Origin of the sequence: Mesorhizobium sp. B2-3-4 (assembly GCF_006442315.1) — a bacterium.
Taxonomy (GTDB): domain Bacteria; phylum Pseudomonadota; class Alphaproteobacteria; order Rhizobiales; family Rhizobiaceae; genus Mesorhizobium.
The window spans coordinates 133,274-153,496 of the sequence record NZ_VFVY01000006.1 but is presented as its reverse complement, the minus strand read 5'-3'; the positions used below and the strand labels follow the sequence as shown (position 1 = coordinate 153,496).

Below are 20,223 nucleotides of genomic sequence, written 5' to 3'. Positions count from 1 at the left end.
CGTTTTTAGTTTTGGGCCCGTCGGTAAGCATCGGCTACGCCGGCCGCGCCCAGCCTTGTCAGGCAAGCGGCGGCGGTTTCGCCCTGAAGTCGTTCGCTGCGGATCATCGCCGCGACGCGACTGACGCCGCGCGCGGCGTCATAGCCCGGCCTGTAGCCGGCAGGAAGGGTCTTTGCCGTCGCGTTCACGACAAGTCCGGCTCCGTTTTCGCCGCCAACGATTGTCAGCGCCGCCGGACCGGGATGCGCGCAGCCCTTGGCGCAGCCGGAAATGTGCAGGGTGAAGTCGAGATCGCCTGCGTTTTCGGCGGCGATCGCTTCGGCGATATCGCGCGTGGCGATGCGGCCGGAGCCGCAGGCAGGGGTGCCGGGGCAGGCGGCGATGCGGGTGCGCAGGTCGGCGGGGGAGGTGACGAAGCCGAGGGTGGCGGCGGTGGTTTGGAGAGGTTGGTTGGCGGCGTGTGGCTGGCCGAGGAAGAGCAGCGCGCGGCCTGCGGCGAGGCGGATTTCTGACGTGCCGAGGGTAAGGGCGGATTGGGTGAGGGTGATGAGCTTGTCTGCCGGCATGCTGCCGTAGGGCAGGCCGATGCCGAGGGTGAAAGTGTCACCGGCTACGGGGAAAAGGCCGATAGGTCGGCGCGAGGCCCCCCTCTCTGTCCTGCCGGACATCTCCCCCTCGAGGGGGGAGATCAGCAGCCTTGACGCCGGCTTTTCCTTAGCAACGCCGGAGATTGGCGAAACCATAGGTGACAGCGTAATCTCCCCCCTTGAGGGGGAGATGTCCGGCAGGACAGAGAGGGGGGCCTCGCGCGAACCTGTCAAGCATAGCCAGCCTGCGAGAGAGACCAACTGTCGCTCCGAAAGATCCCTCGCATGCGCTTCGCGGCCCTTTTCGGCGACCATCCTGAGCGCAGCGACGGTAATGTCTCTCGCTGCATCCGCGTCGACCTTTGCCAATACCTTCGCGTTTCGGCCGTCGCCGGCAACCGATACGCTCCAAACGATGCCGCTGCCGGCTCGCACCGCCTTCAGCCTCACATCCGCGGTCACCGCATCCAGCGTCAGTTGTCCGCCACCGTCGACAACCACGGACACTTTCGGCCCAAGCCTTGGCGTCAACCCCGCTTCCTCGACCGCCACCCTGATCCGCTCAGCCAGTGGCCTGGGATCGGCAATCTCCTGTGGGTCAATCCCCGCCAGCGGCCCGGTCTCGATCGGCACGCCGGTGCGCACCGCAATGCCCAGCGCATCGACCTCCGCTGCCAGCAGCGTCGCACTTTCCGCCGTCAGTCCGCGTATCTGCAAACTGCCCCGCGCAGTCACTTCCATGATGCCGTTGCCGTGCCGCTGTGCCGATTCGGCCAGTGCGATCAAAAGCTTCGGTGATAATCCTCTGGCAACCGGGTTGAGCCGCACAAGCAAGCCATCACCCGTCTGCATCGGCGCCGACAGGGCCGGGCAGGCGCCGCGGCGCGAGAAGGCGTTCATGCCGCCACCCCCAGCGCTTCGGCCTCGGCGATGAGCGCCGCGAGATCGTCGTCGATGGAGTTGCGCAAGGGATGCCAGAGGCCGCGTCGGCGCGCCGAGAGAAAACGCTCGGCGATGACTTTGGCGGCGGCCGGGTTTTCGCGCAGGATGAACGCGCGGACGTTTGGATCACCGAGATAGGCATCGTGCACCGCTTCGATCAGCGCACCCGGTATGGCATGGGTCGTTTCGGCGAAGCCGACCAAGCGGTCGACTGTTTCGGCGAATTCGGAGGCGCCGCGCGGGCCGTGGCGCATCTGGCCCGAGATGAAGCGCGCATTGACCGCGCGGGCGCGCACCACCCGCGACACGGCTTCGCCGACCGAACGCGGCCTGGGTTTTTGCGGATCTGTCGTGTCGAGCACGATGACATCGGCGTTCCGGCCAAGCGCTGCGAGTGCCGCTGAAAAGCCACCGATGAAGGCGACATCGGCGGAGCCTTCGAGGATGTCGCGGCCGGGATCGTCGCCGGTGTGGACGAGAAGGTCGGCCTCGGCGAGGCGTCCCTCGAAGGCGCCGGGCGCCGAGATGCCTTCACCGCCGGCGCCGCCATACGCGTGCGAGGTGGCGTCGAGATAGGCGCGGCCGATCTCTTCGCGCGCGGCCCAGTCGCCACGCGCCATAAGATCCTCGATGCCGGCGCCGTAGGTGCCGGGCGAGGTGCCGAAGATGCGCGGGCTGATCTTGCCGTCGGCGCGGGTCCTGGCCGCCAGCGGGTTTTCCGTATCGTCCTCGTCGCGGGCGGCAACGGCGTTGGCGGCGGCATCGATCAGCGCGATCTGGGTCGGGAACATGTCGCGGAACAGGCCCGATATGCGCCAGGTTACATCGACGCGCGGCCGGCCGAGCGTGGCCGGAGGCAGCACCTCGATGCCTGATATGCGGCCGGTCGCGGCGTCCCATTGCGGGCGGCAGCCCATTAGGGCCAGCCCTTGCGCGATCTCCTCGCCGCCGGTGCGCAGCGAGGCCGAGCCCCAGAGGTCGATGACCAGCGAGCGCGGCCAGTCGCCATGCGACTGCATGTAGGCGCGCACCACCTCGTCGGCCGCCGCCTTGCCCAGATCATAGGCGGTCGGCGTCGGCATGGTGCGCGGGTCCGACGTGAACAGGTTGCGGCCGGTGGGCAGCACGTCGGACCGTCCGCGCGCGGGCGCGCCGGCCGGGCCGGCCTTGACGTGGCGGCCATCGAGGGCGGCGAGCAGCGCTGCCTTCTCGGCATCAGTGCTCTGGCGACGCATGGCGTCGGGCTCGTCGTCGGCGGCGCGGCCGTAGATATGCAGCCCGTCCTTGATGGCGAAATCCTTGAGGTCGCAGAGCCAGGCATCGATGCGGCGCAGCGCCTCGTCGGGTGCGTCGGTGCTGGCGACGCCGGCTTCGGAGGCGAGCCCGGTCTTTTGCGCCGTGTCGACGATCAGCCTGGCCAGCCGGTCGCGGCGGCGGCGATCGAGCCCGTCGGCCTGCGCGTATTCGTCGACCAGGCGTTCCAGTTTGTGCTGGTCTTCGTCGAGACCGGCGCCGGTCAGCGGCGGCGGCAGATGACCAAGGGTTACGGCGGCAATGCGCCGCTTGGCCTGCGCGGCCTCGCCGGGATTGGAGACGATGAAGGGATAGATGACCGGGAGTGGGCCGGTGACGATCTCGGGAAAGCAGTTTTGCGACAGCGCAACCGTCTTGCCGGGCAGCCATTCCAGCGTGCCGTGCGCACCGACATGGATCAGGGCATGGACACCAAGGGATTTACGCAGCCAGAGGCCGAAGGCGATCAGGGCGTGGCGCGGCGGCAGCGTCGGATCGTGATAATCGGCACGCCGGTCGGCGGAGCGGCCGCGATCGGGGGCCAGCGCGACGGTGATGTTGCCGAAGGTGGCGGCGCGGAAGGGGAAGCGTTTTCTGGCCGATGGTGAAGGCTTGCGCGAGGCCCCCCTCTCCGGCAGGACAGAGAGGGGGGCCTCGTGCAGACCTGTCTCGTCCTCTGCCTTGCCCCAAGCTGCACTTACCGCAGCAACCGCCTCCGCGGGCAGTTCTCTCGAGAGTTCGAAATAATCCTCCAGCCCGAGCCCCTCATCGCCCCGTTCCAGCGAATCCAGCAATTCCCGTGGCGTTTGCGGAATCTCTCCAACCACATAGCCCTGTTCGCTCAAGTCCTGCAGCATGGCCAGCACGCTGGATGGCACGTCGAGGCCGACGGCATATCCCGTTCGGCCCGGTGCACTGGGGTAATCCGGGATCAGGATCGCCAGCTTGCGTTCGGCATGTGGTGTTTCCCGCAGGCGGATGAACGCCGCCACACGGTCGGCCACTTGCGTCACGCGATCCGGTTCCGGTCGGTTGGCGACGGCGCGGTGGCCAAGTGCCGGGTCGATATCGCTCTCGCCCTTGAAGGAAATCGCGCCGGCGAGGATGCGGCCATCGAGTTCGGGCAGCACGACATGCATGGCGAGGTCGGCGGGCGCCAGGCCGCGCTGGTTGTTTTCCCAGACGTCGCGACGCGTGGTGGCGACGATGACCTGGAAGACGGGCACGCCGGCGCGGTCGAACAGGGTTTCCACACCGGGTTCGGCGCCGGAGGCGAAGGCGGTCGCGGTGATGATGGCGGCGGGCTTCAGGGAAGCCAGCGCGGTTTCGACGAATGCCAGAGAGGTCGGGTCTTTCAGGCTGGAGACGAAAATGGGGGCGGGGAGCATGCCGCGCTGCTCCAGCGCTTCAAAAAGCGCATCGATCGGCGCGACGTCGGCGGCCAGCAGCATCGAGCGGTAAAAGAGGATCGGGATGACAGGGGCGCCGAGGTTTTCGGCGTCGAGTTCGCCGACATCTGAAAGATCAGGTTTGTCAATGACTCCCACACCCGGCTGATAGTACCCCGCCTTCGGCACGCTCACCGCATCAGCGACCGCCGCTTCCGCCCCAGCCAGCCGTGCCAGCCGCTGCACCAGCGCGCCCATATTGGCCGGGCCGCCCTCGCGGAAATAGCCGAGCAGGGCGTCGAGTTCGGCGCGCGGCAGCGTCGAGGCCTCGATCAGCCTGAGGTCCTCGTCGTGGCTTTCACCCGGAAGCAGCGCCAGTTTAATGCCGCGTTGGCGGGCAATGGCGGCGAGCTGGTCGCAGCCGTAGCGCCACCAGTCGTAGCCGCCGAGGATGCGCACCAGGATGATCCTGGCGTGGCGGGCGACGCTGTCGGCCCAGAGGTCGACCGACATGGGGTGGCGCAGGTCGCGAAGGGCCGCCAGCCGCATGGAGGGCAGGCGGCCGGCGTCGGCCTGCCAAGCCGCCGCCAGTCCTGCAAGATCGCTGTCGGTGAAGGACAGGGCCACGATATCCGCCGGCGTCTGCCTGAGATCGACAGGCTCGGCGAGATCGTCGAGCGAAGCGGAGGTCGTGGTGAGGATGTGCATCGCTGTCCGTGTCTGAAATCAGCCGGCGAGTATACGCTCGATTGCCGGGCGGTTCAGCCCCTTGAGGCCGATGACGACGAGACGCGAGCGGCGGTCGTCCTCGGCCGTCCAGGCGCGGTCGTAGTAGTGATTGACGCGCGGGCCGACGGCCTGCAGCAGGAGCCGCATCGGCTTGCCGCCGACCTCGACAAAGCCTTTCACGCGCAGCACGTTTTCCTGTTCGGCGGCGGTGGCGACGCGCTTGGCCAGTTCGTCCGGATTGGCGATCGAGGCAATGTCGACGATGAAGGTGTCGAAGTCGTCATGCTCGTGGTCGAACGCGCCATCATGATGCGACTTGCGGTTCTCGATGTCATCCTCGACGGCAAGGCCGAGGCCGAGCAGCACCGAGGGATCGACCTTGCCGTGCGAGGTAGGCACGATCTTCACGGCGCGGGCGGAATGTTCGTTGACGATGGCGTTGGCGCGGGCCGAACCGGCAGCGTCCATCAGGTCGCTCTTCGACAGGATGATCAAATCGGCGCAGGCGATCTGGTCTTCGAACACTTCCTCGACGGGATCATCGTGGTCGAGGCTTTCATCGCCGGCGCGCTGCGCCTGGAGAGCGTCCATGTCGTTGGCGACACGGCCCTCGGCCAGTGCCGGGCCGTCGACCACGGCGATCACGCCGTCGACGGTCACGCGGCTCTTCACAGTCGGCCACTGAAAGGCCTGGACCAGCGGCTTGGGCAGAGCGAGGCCCGAGGTTTCGATCAGGATGTGGTCGACCTTGGGGGTGAGCGACAGGATCTGGTCGAGCGCCGGTACGAAATCGTCGGCGACGGTGCAGCAGATGCAGCCATTGGCCAGTTCGACGATGTTTTCCTCCGGGCAGGTGTCGATGCCGCAGCCCTTCAGGATTTCGCCGTCGATGCCGATGTCGCCGAACTCGTTGACGATGATCGCAATGCGCTTGCCGCCGGCGTTTTCGAGGAGATGGCGGACCAGCGTCGTCTTGCCGGCGCCGAGAAAGCCGGTGACGACGGTGCAGGGAACACGGGAAACGGAAGCGTTCATGATCAATCCTTCAACAGGTCGAGAGGTGGAATGCGGGCAACGAGGCCGCGCTTGAGGGAATCGGGCCGGCCTCGCCAAGGGATGAGGCCGTCGGTCGAGGTGGCGAAGAGTTTGGCGCCGGTGACGAGGTCGGCGCCGCTGGTCGCGGTCAGGTCGCCGAAGACATAGCTCCAGCAGCCGTCGCGCAGGATCGCGGCGCTGAGGCGGCGCTTGCAATTGCCGAGGCATTCGACCGTGCGGATGCGAATCTTCTCGCCCGAGGCGGCCTGGCGCGTATCTTCAGCCAATATTTCGCCGGCCCGGGGATGGGCGTCGGAGCCGGTCTCGTCGCGACAGGAGGCGCAGACAATGACCGTTACCCCGGCCAGGGAATCATCCTCGCCGGACAAAATGTCCGTTGTTTCAGCCGAAAAACTGGCGTCGCGGTCCAAATCAGGCTCCTTGCCCGGAAAACCCGCCAGGCGATCGGATTCTAGCATTCCAGACGGCAGGTCTCCTGGCTCGCGGGTCATCGCCTTGGGTAGCCGCCTTCCCGGGACAATCCCAGTGGCTTTCGGCCTTGGCTCTTCGCTTACAGTTGCGGGGACAGCCGCGGATTTGGGGTTTTTCGCTCCCGCACCGCATTCCCTCTTGGCCCTTGCCGTTGCGGGCAGGGGACCGTCTGGTCTGGATTTAGGCCCTTGCAGGCGGCGGTGTCAACGCGGGCTTACGACATCGCGATGTCGGCGAGCGCCGGCCCCAGATCACCCGCCGGCGTCACTTCCATGCGCTCAAGGCCAAGCCAGGCCTGCATCTGCTTCAGTTCCTCGAAGAGCTGCGCCGCCGTTTCAGGCGGCGCGCCACGCTCGGCATAGGCCGCGTGCACGCGAAGCACACTTCCCGGGCGATCCGCCTTGAGGTCGACTCGCGCCACGATCCGGTCGCCGAGCAGGAAAGGCAGGACGTAATAGCCATATTGGCGCTTTTCGGCCGGGGTGTAGATCTCGATGCGGTAGTGGAAATCGAACAGCCGTTCGCTGCGCGAGCGTTCGAAGACGACCGGATCGAATGGCGCCAGCAAGGCGCGGGCTTCGATTTTGCGGGGCAGGCGGGCGTCCTTATGAAGGTAGGCCGGCTTGTCCCAGCCTTCGACGCGCACCGGCACGAGCTCGCCCAACTCGACGAGTTCCTCCAGCCGGCCTTTCATGTCGGCCGGCGACAGACGAAAGTAGTCGCGCAAATCGCCCGATGTCGCGATGCCATGGGCGCGGGCGGAAATGCGCAGCAACTCGCGGTGTGCGTCCTCTGCGGCCGGCACCGGCAGATCGAGGATCGCCTGCGGCAGGACGCGCTCGGGCAGGTCATAGAAGCGCTCGAAGCCGCGGCGGTGCGCCGTGGTGATGCGCCCGGCCCAGAACAGCCATTCGAAGGCGTGTTTGGCGTGGCTCCAGCCCCACCAGCCGCCGGAGCCTTTCTGGCCCTCCAGCGCGGAGGCGGCGATCGGGCCGCGCTCGGCGACCGCGCGGTAGATCTCTTCTATATAGGCGGCGTGTTCGCGGCCCCATTTGGCCAGCCCCAGATACATTTCGTCGCCTTGCTCGGCGCGCTGCATGCGCCAGCGCATCAGCGGGTAGGTCTCGACCGGCAGGAAGGAGGCCTCGTGCGCCCAGTATTCGAACACCGTGCGCTTGCGCGTCACCGCGGCGTTGTCGAGCAAAGCGAGCGGGTAGGGGCCGAGGCGCGAATAGAGCGGCATATAATGCGCGCGCACCACCGCGCTGACGGAATCGATCTGCAGCAGGCCGGTGCGGGAGAGCACGCGGGCGAAGTGGCGGCGGTCGGGCGTGCCGGTGGGGCGGGGATCGAGAAACCCCTGGGCGGCGAGCGCGATGCGCCGGGCTGTGGCAAGGGAGATCTTTTCCTTCATGCGGATGCGTCTCCGGCGGCCTTTTGGATGTCGTTGCGAGATGTGATTCCAACCCATGCTAGCAGGGTTTTGGCGGCAACCCTGTCAGGAGAGAAAAGTGGAGTAAAAATTGAAGGAAATCAAACAGGAGCGTATGAGACCAGTTTCTCCCGGAATGCCGTCCAGCTCCGTGTTTTGAACAAGGTTTGACTTGCTTCGCTGGAAGTGCTGCGCTAACCCTCGCCGCGTTGCAGCATAGGCTCCTTAAAACGGTTCAGCGGTTAAACTGTCACGCTTCCGCATTAAGGTCCGGTGCTGTAATCAAAGTGGATTGGCGCCAACGGAAAGCCGCAGCATGAGCGCACTCTTGAGTTCCTACCTGCCCATCGTCCTGTTTATCGGCGTGGCGCTGGTGGTCGGCCTGGCGCTGCTCGTCGCGCCGTTCCTGGTGGCCTATCGCAACCCGGATCCCGAAAAACTGTCCGCCTATGAGTGCGGTTTCAACTCGTTCGACGACGCCCGCATGAAGTTCGACATCCGTTTCTACCTGGTGTCGATCCTGTTCATCATCTTCGACCTGGAAGTCGCCTTCCTGTTTCCCTGGGCGGTGTCGTTCTCGAAGATCGGCATGCTCGGTTTCTGGTCGATGATGGTGTTTTTGGCAGTGCTGACCATCGGCTTTGCCTATGAATGGAAAAAAGGAGCGCTGGAATGGGATTGAACGACAGTTCAGGCACCCTCGTCGCGCCGAAGCCCAAGGGCATCATCGATCCCAACACCGGCCGGCCGGTGGGGGAGGACGATCCCTTCTTCCTCGAAATCAACAATGAGCTTGCCGACAAGGGTTTTCTGGTCACCTCGACCGAGGCGCTGATCACCTGGGCACGCTCGGGCTCGCTGATGTTCATGACCTTTGGTCTGGCGTGCTGCGCGGTCGAGATGATCCACACCTCGATGCCGCGCTACGATTCGGAGCGGTTCGGTGTCGCGCCGCGCGCGTCTCCGCGCCAGTCCGACATTATGATCGTCGCCGGCACGCTGACCAACAAGATGGCGCCGGCGCTGCGCAAGGTCTACGACCAGATGCCGGAGCCGCGCTACGTCATCTCGATGGGCTCCTGCGCCAATGGCGGCGGCTACTACCACTATTCCTACTCGGTGGTGCGCGGCTGCGACCGCGTCGTGCCGGTCGACATCTATGTGCCCGGCTGCCCGCCGAGCGCCGAAGCCCTGCTGTACGGCATTCTTCTCCTGCAGAAGAAGATCCGCCGCACCGGCACGATCGAACGGTAAATCCATGGCCGCATCCCTTAGCGAACTGTCGACCTATCTCGGCGAGAAGCTGATCGGCCGCGTCAACGACGCGGTGCTCGCCTATGGCGAACTCACCATCCACGTCGAACCGCGTGATCTGGTCGAGGTGGTAACCTTCCTGCGCGACGACGCGCGCTGCCAGTTCATCTCGATCATCGACGTGAGCGGCGCGGACTATCCGTCGCGCGCCAGGCGTTTCGACGTCGTCTATCACCTCCTGTCGCCGAAGCAGAATGTGCGCATCCGCGTCAAGGTTCAGGCCGACGAGGAGACGATGGTGCCCTCCATCACCGGCGTCTATCCCGGCGCCGACTGGTTCGAACGCGAGACCTACGATCTCTACGGCGTGCTGTTTTCAGGCCATCCGGACCTGCGCCGCCTTTTGACCGACTATGGTTTCGAAGGCCATCCGCTGCGCAAGGATTTCCCGCTGACCGGCTTTGTCGAGGTGCGCTACGACGACGAGGCAAAGCGGGTGATCTACGAGCCGGTCGAGCTCAAGCAGGAATTCCGCAATTTCGATTTTCTTTCCCCTTGGGAAGGCACTGACTACGTGCTGCCCGGGGACGAAAAAGCGAAGCAGTGAGTAGGGAAGTAGTGAGTAGTCAGTAGGGAAAGAATTGGAGCAAAGGATCGAATCCTATCGCGACTTGAAGGTCTGGCAATCGGCGATGACGCTCGCCGAGGATTGTTACCGCTTCACCAAAGAGTTTCCGAGGGATGAGATTTACGGCATGACCTCTCAGATGCGCCGATCAGCGGTTTCGATCGCGGCGAACATTGCTGAGGGATATGGCCGGGAAAACAGAGGTTCTTTCTGTCAGTTCTTGCGCATGGCGCAAGGCTCGTTGAAGGAACTGGAAACGCACGTATTGCTGGCATGCCGCGTTGGGCTGCTGCGAAAAGACGATGAGATTGAGCTGCTGCTGCGATGCGAAGAGATTGGAAAAATGATGAGGTCTCTTATTCGAACGGTGCAGGCCAAGCAGGCGGCGGAATGAAGCAGGCATTGAGATTGATGGTCACTACGCACTACTCACTACTGACTCGTCGCCAGAGGCGCCAGAATGGCTGAAACCTCCGTCCGCAATTTCAACATCAACTTTGGACCGCAGCATCCGGCGGCGCACGGCGTGCTTCGCCTTGTCCTGGAACTCGACGGCGAAGTCGTCGATCGTGTCGATCCGCATATCGGGCTGCTCCATCGCGGGACCGAGAAGCTGATCGAGGCCAAGACCTACCTGCAGGCGGTGCCTTATCTGGATCGGCTCGACTATTGCGCGCCGATGAACCAGGAGCATGCCTTCGCGCTCGCCGCCGAGCGCCTGCTCGGCATCGAGGTGCCAAGGCGCGGCCAGTTGATCCGCGTGCTCTACTGCGAAATCGGCCGCATCATGTCGCACATTCTCAATGTGACGACGCAGGCAATGGACGTCGGCGCGCTGACGCCGCCGCTCTGGGGTTTCGTCGAGCGCGAAAAGCTGATGGTGTTCTATGAGCGCGCCTCCGGCTCGCGCATGCATGCCGCCTATTTCCGGCCTGGCGGCGTCCACCAGGACCTGCCGCGGCAGCTTGTCGAGGATATCGGCAAATGGATCGACCCGTTCCTGAAGTCGATCGACGATCTGGACAAGCTGCTCACCGGCAACCGCATCTTCAAGCAGCGCAATGTCGATATCGGCATTGTTTCGCTGGAAGACGCCTGGGCCTGGGGCTTTTCGGGTGTCATGGTGCGCGGCTCGGGTTCGCCGTGGGATCTGCGCAAATCGCAGCCCTATGAATGCTATTCCGAAATGGATTTCGACATCCCGGTCGGCAAGAACGGCGACTGCTACGACCGCTATCTCGTGCGCATGGAAGAAATGCGCCAGTCGGCCAGGATCATGCGCCAGTGCGTCGACCTGCTGCTCGGCAAGGAAAGCACCGGCCCGGTGTCGAACCTCGACGGCAAGGTCGTGCCGCCCAAGCGCCAGGCGATGAAGCGCTCGATGGAAGCGCTGATCCATCACTTCAAGCTCTACACCGAGGGCTATCGCGTGCCGGCCGGCGAGGTCTATGCGGCGGTCGAGGCGCCAAAGGGCGAATTCGGCGTCTATCTGGTCTCCGACGGCACCAACAAGCCCTACCGCTGCAAGCTGCGCGCCCCCGGTTTCGCGCATCTGCAAGCCATGGATTTCCTGTGCCGCGGCCACCTGCTGGCCGACGTCACCGCCGTTTTGGGTTCGCTCGATATCGTCTTCGGGGAGGTGGATCGGTAACGATGAACCTGCTCCTCACCGCTGCGGTTGTAACGATGGCGGCCCAGGCTCCAGCCTGGGGGCCGGATGGCAGGCTGCTATCCAGGGATTTGCTCAAGATCGGATTTGAGCTGGTCGCGGAAGGTGATTTGTTGATGGGCCGTACATACAAGAGGGAAGCGCCGATGGATCAGGCAATTGTTGCTCACTCCATTCCGTCTTGCCCAATCCAGTCGTTCGTTGCCCAGATGCCCGGCCGACTGCGGCCTGACTGCGTGTCTTGGGTTGGGGATCGATACGACGAATATGTCCGTCTCAAGCGTGGTAGAGAAGAGTTTGTATGCGTATTGGGACAATCTGAGAACTGCTATCGCGTGTCCGGTTCGGTTCAATAAGAAAACATAAGCGAAGAAATCCATGTCAGTCCGTCGTCTCGCAGAAGCCAGCGTCCAGCCAGCGTCCTTCGCCTTCAACAAGGCGAATGCGGCTGCGGCGAAGCAGTGGATCAAGAAGTATCCGAAAGGCCGCGAGCAGTCGGCGATCATTCCGTTGCTGATGATCGCGCAGGAACAGGAAGGCTGGGTCACCAAGGCGGCGATCGAGACGATTTCGGACATGCTCGGCATGCCGCGCATCCGTGGTCTCGAGGTTGCGACCTTCTACACGCAGTACCAGCTCAATCCGGTCGGCACGCGCGCCCACATCCAGGTCTGCGGCACCACGCCCTGCATGTTGCGCGGCTCGGAAGCGCTGATGGATGTGTGCCGCTCGAAAATCCATCACGACCAGTTCCACACCAATGACAAGGGCACCTTGTCGTGGGAAGAGGTCGAGTGTCTTGGTGCCTGCGTCAACGCGCCGATGGTCATGGTGTTCAAGGACACGTTCGAGGATCTGACGCCCGAGCGCCTGGCCGAGATCATCGATCTCTACGACGCGGGCAAAGGCGCTTCGGTGACGCCGGGACCGCAGAACGGCCGTACCGGCTCGGAGCCGGCATCCGGCCTCACGTCGCTCAAAAGCGAGAAGGCGATCCTGAAGTCGACCCGCGACAAGGAGGCCAGGGAAGCAGCCAAGGCCGCCAAGGCGGCCCCCGACGCGATCATAGCGGCGCCAGTGCCGGCACCGGCGGCTGCCGCGCCCGCCGCGCCTGTGGCGCCGTCCAATGCCAGCAAGCCCAAGACCGATGCGCCCGAAACCAGCCCGGCCCTGAAGACGCCATCGAAAGCCAAGGTGGCGCCGGCGGCGGAGAAGGCGGCGAGCGTCTCGGCGCCGTTGCATTCGGCCGCCAACGCCAACAAGGCGGCGCCGCAGGTCGAGAAGGTCTCCAAGCAGCGCAATGGGCCGATCGCCAAGGCCGAACCGGCGTCCGCCTTCAAGGCGCCCGAGGCCAAATCTCCGGAAATGAGGGCGCCCGCCGCCAAGCCGGCAAAGCCTTCGCTGGAAGACAAGAACCGCCCCACCGGCATCGCCCGGCCGGCGGCTGTCGACGATCTCAAGCTGATCTCGGGCGTCGGTCCCAAGATCGAAGGCATATTGCATGAACTCGGCATCTTCACCTTCGCGCAGGTCGCGTCGTGGAAGAAGGCCGAGCGCGAATGGGTCGACGGCTATCTTTCCTTCCACGGCCGCATCGACCGCGACGACTGGGTCAAGCAGGCCAAGGCGCTCGCCAAGGGCGGGGTTGCCGAATACATCCGCGTCTTCGGCAAGAAGCCGGTCTGAGGGTACGAAAAATGCTTCAGGACAAAGACCGCATCTTCACCAACATCTACGGCCTCTTCGACAAGTCGCTGGCCGGCGCGATGGCGCGCGGCGCCTGGGACAACACGCCCGGCATCGTCGCCAAGGGGCGCGAATGGATCGTCAACGAGATGAAGGCGTCGGGTCTGCGCGGCCGTGGCGGCGCCGGCTTCCCGACCGGCCTCAAATGGTCGTTCATGCCCAAGCAGAGCGACGGCCGGCCGAGCTATCTCGTCATCAACGCCGATGAATCCGAGCCCGGCACCTGCAAGGACCGCGACATCCTGCGCAACGATCCGCACACGCTGGTCGAGGGTGCGCTGCTGGCTGGCTTCGCCATGGGCGCGATCGCTGCCTACATCTATGTGCGCGGCGAGTTCATCCGCGAGCGCGAGGCGCTGCAGCGCGCGATCGAGGAGGCCTATGAGGCCAAGCTGATCGGCAAGAACAACACATCGGGCTACGATTTCGACGTCTACATGCATCACGGCGCCGGCGCCTATATCTGCGGCGAGGAGACGGCGCTGCTCGAAAGCCTCGAAGGCAAGAAGGGCCAGCCGCGCCTGAAGCCGCCATTCCCGGCCAATGTCGGCCTCTATGGCTGCCCGACCACCGTCAACAATGTCGAGTCGATCGCGGTGGCGCCGACCATCCTGCGCCGGGGCGCTGCCTGGTTCTCGTCCTTCGGCCGACCCAACAATGTCGGCACCAAGCTGTTCTGCGTCTCCGGCCACGTCAACAATCCGTGCACGGTCGAAGAGGTGATGTCGATTCCGTTCCGTGAACTGATCGAGACCCATTGCGGCGGCATTCGCGGCGGCTGGGACAATCTGCTCGCGGTCATTCCGGGCGGCGCCTCGGTGCCGCTGGTGCCGGCCGAGCAGATCATCGACGCGCCGATGGATTTCGACGCGCTGCGCGACCTGAAGTCCGGCCTCGGCACGGCGGCCGTCATCGTCATGGACAAGTCGACCGACGTGGTGAAGGCGATCGCGCGGCTTTCCTACTTCTACAAGCATGAGAGCTGCGGCCAGTGCACGCCGTGCCGCGAAGGCACCGGCTGGATGTGGCGGGTGATGGAGCGGCTGGTGCGCGGCGAGGCGCAGAAGCGCGAGATCGACATGCTGCTCGACGTCACCAAGCAGGTCGAGGGCCACACGATCTGTGCGCTGGGCGATGCGGCGGCCTGGCCGATCCAGGGCCTGATGCGGCATTTCCGCGGCGAGGTGGAGCGGCGCATCGACGAGTTTTCGCGCAACGCGCACCGGGCCGAGCCGGTGATGGTGGCGGCGGAATAAAAGAGACTTTTGAACGCGGGAAGAAGACGGGGCGGGGCGAACGAAGAAACGACCAGGAGAACTCTATGGCGCCGTATTCGACACCCTACCCATTGATGCCCAATTTGGACCAGATCGAGAAGATGAACCAGGACCTGACCAGGATGATGCCGAAGGAGATGGCCAGCGCCGTCAACCTTTTCGCGCACCCTGTCGCGGGTGCGGTGGCCATGTCGGCGCTTGGCATGGGGCTCGCCAATCATGCGCTCGGCGTCTGGATGGGCGCGCTTTCGGGAGCTGCCGAGGCATCACAGCGCCTGATGCAACCGCTGATCGAGGATTTCGAGGCGCGCGTCGAGCGGATGGAAGACGCAAACTCTTCGTCCACCAAGGCGCGGGCGACGGCCAAGACCCTGATCGCCGAGGCCCAGTCATTCGCGCAGGAAGTCACCGACATCGCCGCCAAGGAAGCCGCCACCGCGGCGCCCGTGGCCGATGCGGGGCCGGCAACGGGCGATGTGCCCGAGGTGCTGCTGCCCGAGGATTTCCGCCAGCCCAGGGGCATGGACAGGCCGGCGAAGCCTTCGGACCTGAAGGCGATATCGGGCATCGGCCCGAAGCTGGAGAAGGTGCTGAACGGCCTCGGTATCTGGACTTACGCCCAGATCGGCCAATGGTCGCCGCAGGAGATCGCCTGGATCGACGACTATCTGTCGTTCAACGGCCGCATCGGCCGCGACGACTGGACCGGCCAGGCAACGGCCCTGGCCGCCAAGGGCAAGAGGTAGGGGACCGGAATGGAGGTTCACGACAAACGCGATGTTCTGGACGTGCGCTGCGCGGTCGTCACCAATTCGTGTTTCGACGACGTCAACATGTCGAACACGCGGTTTCACAACGTGAACCTGTCGGTGTCGACGATCCTGAACGCGAACCTGAGCAACGCCAAGGTGGAAGACGCAAACCTTTCGAATGCGCATTTCACCAACGTGAACATGAGCAACGTGAAGATAGAAAACGCTGAGGTCGCCGGCATGATGATCAATGGCATCAGGCTCGGCGACCTTTTCAAAGCATATGAGACGGCGAAGACCGCCGGGGGCAATTGATGGCAAAGCTCAAGGTCGACGGGAAAGAAATCACTGTACCCGACCACTATACGCTGCTGCAGGCGGCGGAAGACGCGGGCGCGGAAGTGCCGCGCTTCTGCTTCCATGAGCGGCTGTCGATCGCCGGCAATTGCCGCATGTGCCTGATCGAGGTGAAGGGCGGACCGCCCAAGCCGCAGGCCTCCTGCGCCATGGGCGTGCGCGACCTGCGCCCCGGCCCCAACGGCGAGCCGCCTGAGATTTTCACCAACACGCCGATGGTCAAGAAGGCCCGGGAAGGCGTGATGGAGTTCCTGCTGATCAACCATCCGCTGGATTGCCCGATCTGCGACCAGGGCGGCGAGTGCGACCTGCAGGACCAGGCTATGGCCTTCGGCGTCGATTCCTCACGCTATCACGAGAACAAGCGCGCCGTCGAAGACAAGTATATCGGCCCGCTGGTCAAGACGGTGATGAACCGCTGCATCCATTGCACGCGCTGCGTGCGCTTCACCACCGAGGTCGCCGGGATTTCCGAACTCGGCCTGATCGGTCGTGGCGAGGACGCCGAGATCACCACCTATCTCGAACAGGCGATGACTTCGGAGCTGCAGGGCAATGTCATCGATCTCTGTCCGGTTGGCGCTTTGACCTCCAAGCCGTTCGCCTTCCAGGCGCGGCCGTGGGAGTTGACCAAGACCGAATCCATCGACGTCATGGATGCCGTGGGCTCGGCGATCCGCGTCGACAGCCGTGGCCGTGAAGTGATGCGCATCCTGCCGCGCGTCAACGAGGCGGTGAACGAGGAGTGGATTTCCGACAAGACCCGCTTCATCTGGGACGGCCTGCGCACGCAGCGCCTCGACCGCCCCTATGTGCGCAAGGACGGCAGGCTGGTTCCGGCAAGCTGGGCCGAAGCTTTCGCGGCGATCAAGGGCGCGGTTTCGGCGGCGGCTCCCGACAAGATCGGCGCCATCGCTGGCGATCTCGCCGCCGTCGAGGAAATCTATGCGCTGAAGCTGCTGATAGCTTCGCTCGGCTCGAAGAACACCGATTGCCGCCAGGATGGCGCGGCGCTCGATCCGTCGCTCGGACGCGCCAGCTATATCTTCAACCCGACCATCGAAGGCATCGAGCAGGCCGACGCGGTGCTGATCATCGGCGCCAATCCGCGCTTCGAGGCTTCGGTGCTCAATGCCCGCATCCGCAAGCGCTGGCGCCTCGGCAATCTGCCGGTGGGTGTCATCGGCGATGTCGGCGACACACGCTATGACTACGAACTGCTCGGCGCCGGACCGGATTCGCTGAAGGACCTGGCCGATGGCAATGGCAAGTTCTTCCAGACGCTGAAGAAGGCGACGCATCCCCTGATCATCGTCGGCCAGGGCGCCCTGGCGCGCGCCGACGGAGCGGCCGTGCTCGGCCAGGCAGCCAGGCTCGCCGGCGCCGTGAACGCCACCCGCGCCGACTGGAACGGCTTTGCCGTGCTGCACAATGCGGCGGCGCGCGTCGGCGGCCTCGACATCGGCTTCGTGCCGGGCGAGGGCGGCAAGAATGTTGCCGGGATGCTGGGCGAAACGGACGTGCTGTTCCTGCTCGGCGCCGACGAGATCGACATGAGCAAGACCGGCGGCGCCTTCGTCGTCTATGTCGGCACCCATGGCGACGCCGGCGCGCACCGCGCCAACGTCATCCTGCCGGCGGCCGCCTACACCGAAAAGTCCGGCACCTACGTCAACACCGAAGGGCGCGTGCAGCAGACCAACCGCGCCGGCTTCGCACCGGGCGATGCCCGCGAGGACTGGGCGATCCTGAGGGCGCTGTCCGACGTGCTGGGCAAGAAGCTGCCGTTCGATTCGCTGCCGCAACTGCGTGCCAAGCTTTATGGCGAGTACCCGCATCTGGCCCGGATCGACCAGGTCGCGGCCGGCAATGCCGGGGACATCGCCGGCGTGGCGAAGCTCGGCGGACGGCTGAACAAGGGCACCTTCACCTCGCCGGTGAAGGATTTCTACCTGACCAACCCGATCGCGCGGGCGTCGGCCGTGATGGCTGAGTGCTCGGCATTGGCCAAGAGCGGCTTCAAGCAGGCGGCGGAATAAGCATGGACACCTTCTTCTCCTTCTACGTGCTGCCAGCGCTGCTGATCCTGTTGAAGTCGGTCGTGCTGATCGTCGTGCTGCTGGTTTTCGTCGCCTACATCCTCTACGCCGACCGCAAGATCTGGGCGGCCGTGCAGTTGCGCCGCGGTCCGAACGTCGTCGGCCCCTGGGGCACGCTGCAGGCCTTCGCCGATCTGCTGAAGTTCGTCTTCAAGGAGCCGGTCATTCCGTCGGGCGCCAACAAGGGCGTGTTCCTCCTGGCGCCGCTGGTGTCGGCGGTGCTGGCAATCTCGGCCTGGGCGGTCATCCCGGTCAATGAGGGCTGGGCGATCGCCAACGTCAATGTCGGCATCCTCTATGTCTTCGCCATCTCCTCGCTTGAGGTCTATGGCGTGATCATGGGCGGCTGGGCGTCCAACTCGAAATACCCGTTCCTCGGCGCGCTGCGCTCGGCCGCGCAGATGGTGTCCTACGAAGTCTCGATCGGCTTCGTCATCGTCACGGTGCTGCTTACCGCCGGCTCGCTCAACCTCAGCGATATCGTGCTGTCCCAGCATGACGGGCTGGGCACGCGGCTCGGCCTGCCCAACACCTTCCTCGACTGGAACTGGCTGGCGCTGTTCCCGATGTTCGTCATCTTCTTCATCTCGGCGCTGGCAGAGACGAACCGCCCGCCCTTCGACCTGGTCGAAGCCGAATCGGAACTCGTCGCCGGCCATATGGTCGAATATTCCTCGACGCCGTTCCTGCTGTTCTTCCTCGGCGAGTATGTCGCGATCGTGCTGATGTGCGCGCTGGCCACCATCCTGTTCCTCGGCGGCTGGCTGCCCCCGTTCGATTTCGCGCCCTTCACCTGGGTGCCGGGCGTGATCTGGTTCGTGCTGAAGGTCTGCTTCGTGTTCTTCGGCATCTCCATGGTGAAGGCCTTCGTGCCGCGCTACCGCTACGACCAGCTGATGCGGCTGGGCTGGAAGGTGTTCCTGCCGATCTCGCTGTTCATGGTCGTCGCCACCGCGGCCTTCCTCAAGATCACGGGGTTTGCGTGATGTCCGCTCTTTCCCAGGCCGCAAAATCGCTGCTGCTGCAGGATTTCGTCAGCGCCTTCTTCCTGTCGATGCGCCAGTTCTTCGCCCCGAAGGAGACGATCAACTATCCACACGAGAAGGGGCCAACCAGCCCGCGCTTCCGGGGCGAGCATGCGCTACGCCGCTACCCCAATGGCGAGGAACGCTGCATTGCCTGCAAATTGTGCGAGGCGATCTGCCCGGCGCAGGCGATCACCATCGAGGCCGGCCCGCGCCGCAATGACGGCACACGCCGCACGGTGCGCTACGACATCGACATGGTGAAATGCATCTATTGCGGCTTCTGCCAGGAAGCCTGCCCGGTCGACGCCATCGTCGAGGGCCCGAATTTCGAGTTCGCGACGGAGACGCGCGAGGAACTTTACTACGACAAGGACAAGCTGTTGGCGAATGGCGACCGGTGGGAGCGCGAACTGGCGCGCAACATCTCGCTGGACGCGCCTTACCGCTGACATTTGACGCATGGACGGGGCGAGGGGCCTCGTCTAAGGACAACGCGGCTTCGCTACCGGAGGCGGGACGAAGCCAAAGACAACAAACAGGACGAGCGTCCTGTTTGGACAGGAACCCGGGGGATCCCCAATGCTGAGTGGACTAGAGGCGGCCTTTTTCTACCTCTTCGCCTTTGTCGCCGTGGCATCGGCGTTCATGGTCATTTCGTCGCGCAACCCCGTGCATTCGGTGCTGTTCCTGATCCTGACCTTCTTCAACGCCGCCGGCCTGTTCATGCTGACCGGCGCCGAGTTCCTGGCGATGATCCTGCTCGTCGTCTATGTCGGCGCCGTCATGGTGTTGTTCCTGTTCGTCGTCATGATGCTCGACGTCGATTTCGCGGAGCTCAAGAGCGGCGCCCTGCAATACGCGCCGATCGGCGCGCTGGTCGGGCTGATCCTGGCGGCGGAACTGATTGTCGTGCTCGGCGGCTACACCTTCGCGCCGAAACTTGCCGCGACGGTCGCAAAGCCCATTCCTGACCTTGCCGCGCGCTCGAACACGGCCGCACTCGGCGACATCCTCTATACCGACTACCTCTACTACTTCCAGATTTCGGGCCTCGTGCTGCTGGTCGCCATGATCGGCGCCATCGTCTTGACGCTGCGCCACAAGGAAGGGGTCAAGCGGCAGTCGATCGCAGCGCAGGTCGGCCGTACGCCGGCGACCGGCATGGAAATCCGCAAGGTCAAGTCGGGCGAAGGAGTCTGAGATGGTCGTCGGCATCGCACATTATCTGACCGTATCGGCAATCCTGTTCACGCTCGGCGTGTTCGGCATCTTCCTGAACCGCAAGAACGTGATCGTCATCCTGATGTCGGTCGAGCTGATCCTGCTGGCGGTCAACATCAATTTCGTCGCCTTCTCGGCGGCGCTCGGCGATCTGGTTGGCCAGGTGTTCGCGCTGTTCGTGCTGACGGTGGCGGCGGCTGAAGCGGCGATCGGACTTGCCATTCTCGTCGTCTTCTTCCGCAACCGCGGGTCGATCGCGGTCGAAGACGTGAACATGATGAAGGGTTGACGGGG

At 64.4% G+C, this 20,223-nt stretch carries 20 protein-coding genes and 1 riboswitch; of the genes, 15 read left to right on the top strand and 5 right to left on the bottom strand.

Annotated elements, in window-relative coordinates:
* Window positions 1–5 precede the first annotated feature (5 nt).
* The 5 genes from cobG to FJ967_RS11735 form a co-directional block, all read right to left on the bottom strand.
* A complete protein-coding gene (gene cobG, locus FJ967_RS11755; protein WP_140731870.1) occupies window positions 6–1,487 on the bottom strand; it encodes a precorrin-3B synthase in 1,482 nt (493 codons plus the stop codon).
* Entirely contained in the window at window positions 1,484–4,918 is a 3,435-nt protein-coding gene (gene cobN, locus FJ967_RS11750) for a cobaltochelatase subunit CobN (protein ID WP_140731869.1), read from the bottom strand. Before cobN ends, cobG begins: the two co-directional genes overlap by 4 nt.
* A gap of 18 nt (window positions 4,919–4,936) precedes the next feature.
* On the bottom strand, window positions 4,937–5,974 hold the full coding sequence (gene cobW, locus FJ967_RS11745; RefSeq protein WP_140731868.1) for a cobalamin biosynthesis protein CobW: 1,038 nt from the start codon (window positions 5,972–5,974) through the stop codon (window positions 4,937–4,939).
* Between the two features lie 2 nt (window positions 5,975–5,976).
* Window positions 5,977–6,405 carry a DUF1636 family protein gene (locus FJ967_RS11740; protein WP_140732002.1) on the bottom strand — a complete coding sequence of 143 codons (429 nt, stop codon included), beginning with the start codon at window positions 6,403–6,405 and terminating at the stop codon, window positions 5,977–5,979.
* A gap of 37 nt (window positions 6,406–6,442) precedes the next feature.
* Window positions 6,443–6,651, bottom strand: a riboswitch (cobalamin riboswitch).
* Between the two features lie 29 nt (window positions 6,652–6,680).
* Window positions 6,681–7,880, bottom strand: coding sequence for a winged helix-turn-helix domain-containing protein (locus tag FJ967_RS11735; protein WP_140731867.1), 1,200 nt, complete (start codon window positions 7,878–7,880; stop codon window positions 6,681–6,683).
* 334 nt (window positions 7,881–8,214) lie between these two features.
* Between FJ967_RS11735 and FJ967_RS11730 the strand changes: the two genes are divergently transcribed.
* The 15 genes from FJ967_RS11730 (at window position 8,215) to nuoK (ending at window position 20,218) form a co-directional block, all read left to right on the top strand.
* The gene (locus FJ967_RS11730) at window positions 8,215–8,580 is read left to right on the top strand and encodes an NADH-quinone oxidoreductase subunit A (RefSeq protein ID WP_140731866.1); all 366 of its coding nucleotides are present in this window, start codon (window positions 8,215–8,217) and stop codon (window positions 8,578–8,580) included.
* Window positions 8,571–9,152, top strand: a complete 582-nt coding sequence (locus FJ967_RS11725) for an NADH-quinone oxidoreductase subunit B (RefSeq protein ID WP_015317338.1) — start codon at window positions 8,571–8,573, stop codon at window positions 9,150–9,152. The genes FJ967_RS11730 and FJ967_RS11725 overlap by 10 nt, the downstream gene beginning before the upstream one ends.
* A 4-nt stretch (window positions 9,153–9,156) precedes the next feature.
* Window positions 9,157–9,759 (top strand): NADH-quinone oxidoreductase subunit C, encoded by a 603-nt coding sequence (locus FJ967_RS11720; RefSeq protein WP_140731865.1) that lies wholly within the window; start codon window positions 9,157–9,159, stop codon window positions 9,757–9,759.
* A 34-nt stretch (window positions 9,760–9,793) separates the two neighbouring features.
* Entirely contained in the window at window positions 9,794–10,174 is a 381-nt protein-coding gene (locus tag FJ967_RS11715; protein WP_140731864.1) for a four helix bundle protein, read from the top strand.
* 66 nt (window positions 10,175–10,240) lie between these two features.
* Window positions 10,241–11,431, top strand: a complete 1,191-nt coding sequence (locus FJ967_RS11710) for an NADH-quinone oxidoreductase subunit D (protein WP_140731863.1) — start codon at window positions 10,241–10,243, stop codon at window positions 11,429–11,431.
* Window positions 11,432–11,433: 2 nt separating this feature from the next.
* Window positions 11,434–11,805, top strand: a complete 372-nt coding sequence (locus tag FJ967_RS11705) for a hypothetical protein (protein WP_140731862.1) — start codon at window positions 11,434–11,436, stop codon at window positions 11,803–11,805.
* A 22-nt stretch (window positions 11,806–11,827) separates the two neighbouring features.
* Entirely contained in the window at window positions 11,828–13,135 is a 1,308-nt protein-coding gene (locus tag FJ967_RS11700; RefSeq protein WP_140731861.1) for an NADH-quinone oxidoreductase subunit E, read from the top strand.
* A gap of 11 nt (window positions 13,136–13,146) precedes the next feature.
* Window positions 13,147–14,451: an NADH-quinone oxidoreductase subunit NuoF gene (gene nuoF, locus FJ967_RS11695; protein WP_140731860.1), complete on the top strand. Its 1,305-nt coding sequence runs from the start codon at window positions 13,147–13,149 to the stop codon at window positions 14,449–14,451.
* A 65-nt stretch (window positions 14,452–14,516) separates the two neighbouring features.
* Window positions 14,517–15,218: an NADH-ubiquinone dehydrogenase gene (locus tag FJ967_RS11690; protein ID WP_140731859.1), complete on the top strand. Its 702-nt coding sequence runs from the start codon at window positions 14,517–14,519 to the stop codon at window positions 15,216–15,218.
* Window positions 15,219–15,227: 9 nt separating this feature from the next.
* On the top strand, window positions 15,228–15,539 hold the full coding sequence (locus FJ967_RS11685) for a pentapeptide repeat-containing protein (protein WP_140731858.1): 312 nt from the start codon (window positions 15,228–15,230) through the stop codon (window positions 15,537–15,539).
* Window positions 15,539–17,620, top strand: a complete 2,082-nt coding sequence (gene nuoG / locus FJ967_RS11680; protein ID WP_140731857.1) for an NADH-quinone oxidoreductase subunit NuoG — start codon at window positions 15,539–15,541, stop codon at window positions 17,618–17,620. The genes FJ967_RS11685 and nuoG overlap by 1 nt, the downstream gene beginning before the upstream one ends.
* Window positions 17,621–17,622: 2 nt before the next feature.
* Entirely contained in the window at window positions 17,623–18,666 is a 1,044-nt protein-coding gene (gene nuoH, locus FJ967_RS11675) for an NADH-quinone oxidoreductase subunit NuoH (RefSeq protein WP_140731856.1), read from the top strand.
* The gene (nuoI, locus tag FJ967_RS11670; RefSeq protein ID WP_027046992.1) at window positions 18,666–19,157 is read left to right on the top strand and encodes an NADH-quinone oxidoreductase subunit NuoI; all 492 of its coding nucleotides are present in this window, start codon (window positions 18,666–18,668) and stop codon (window positions 19,155–19,157) included. Before nuoH ends, nuoI begins: the two co-directional genes overlap by 1 nt.
* A gap of 130 nt (window positions 19,158–19,287) precedes the next feature.
* Window positions 19,288–19,908 (top strand): NADH-quinone oxidoreductase subunit J, encoded by a 621-nt coding sequence (locus tag FJ967_RS11665; RefSeq protein WP_140731855.1) that lies wholly within the window; start codon window positions 19,288–19,290, stop codon window positions 19,906–19,908.
* A gap of 1 nt (window position 19,909) precedes the next feature.
* Window positions 19,910–20,218 carry an NADH-quinone oxidoreductase subunit NuoK gene (nuoK, locus tag FJ967_RS11660; protein WP_019858930.1) on the top strand — a complete coding sequence of 103 codons (309 nt, stop codon included), beginning with the start codon at window positions 19,910–19,912 and terminating at the stop codon, window positions 20,216–20,218.
* Window positions 20,219–20,223: the final 5 nt, after the last annotated feature.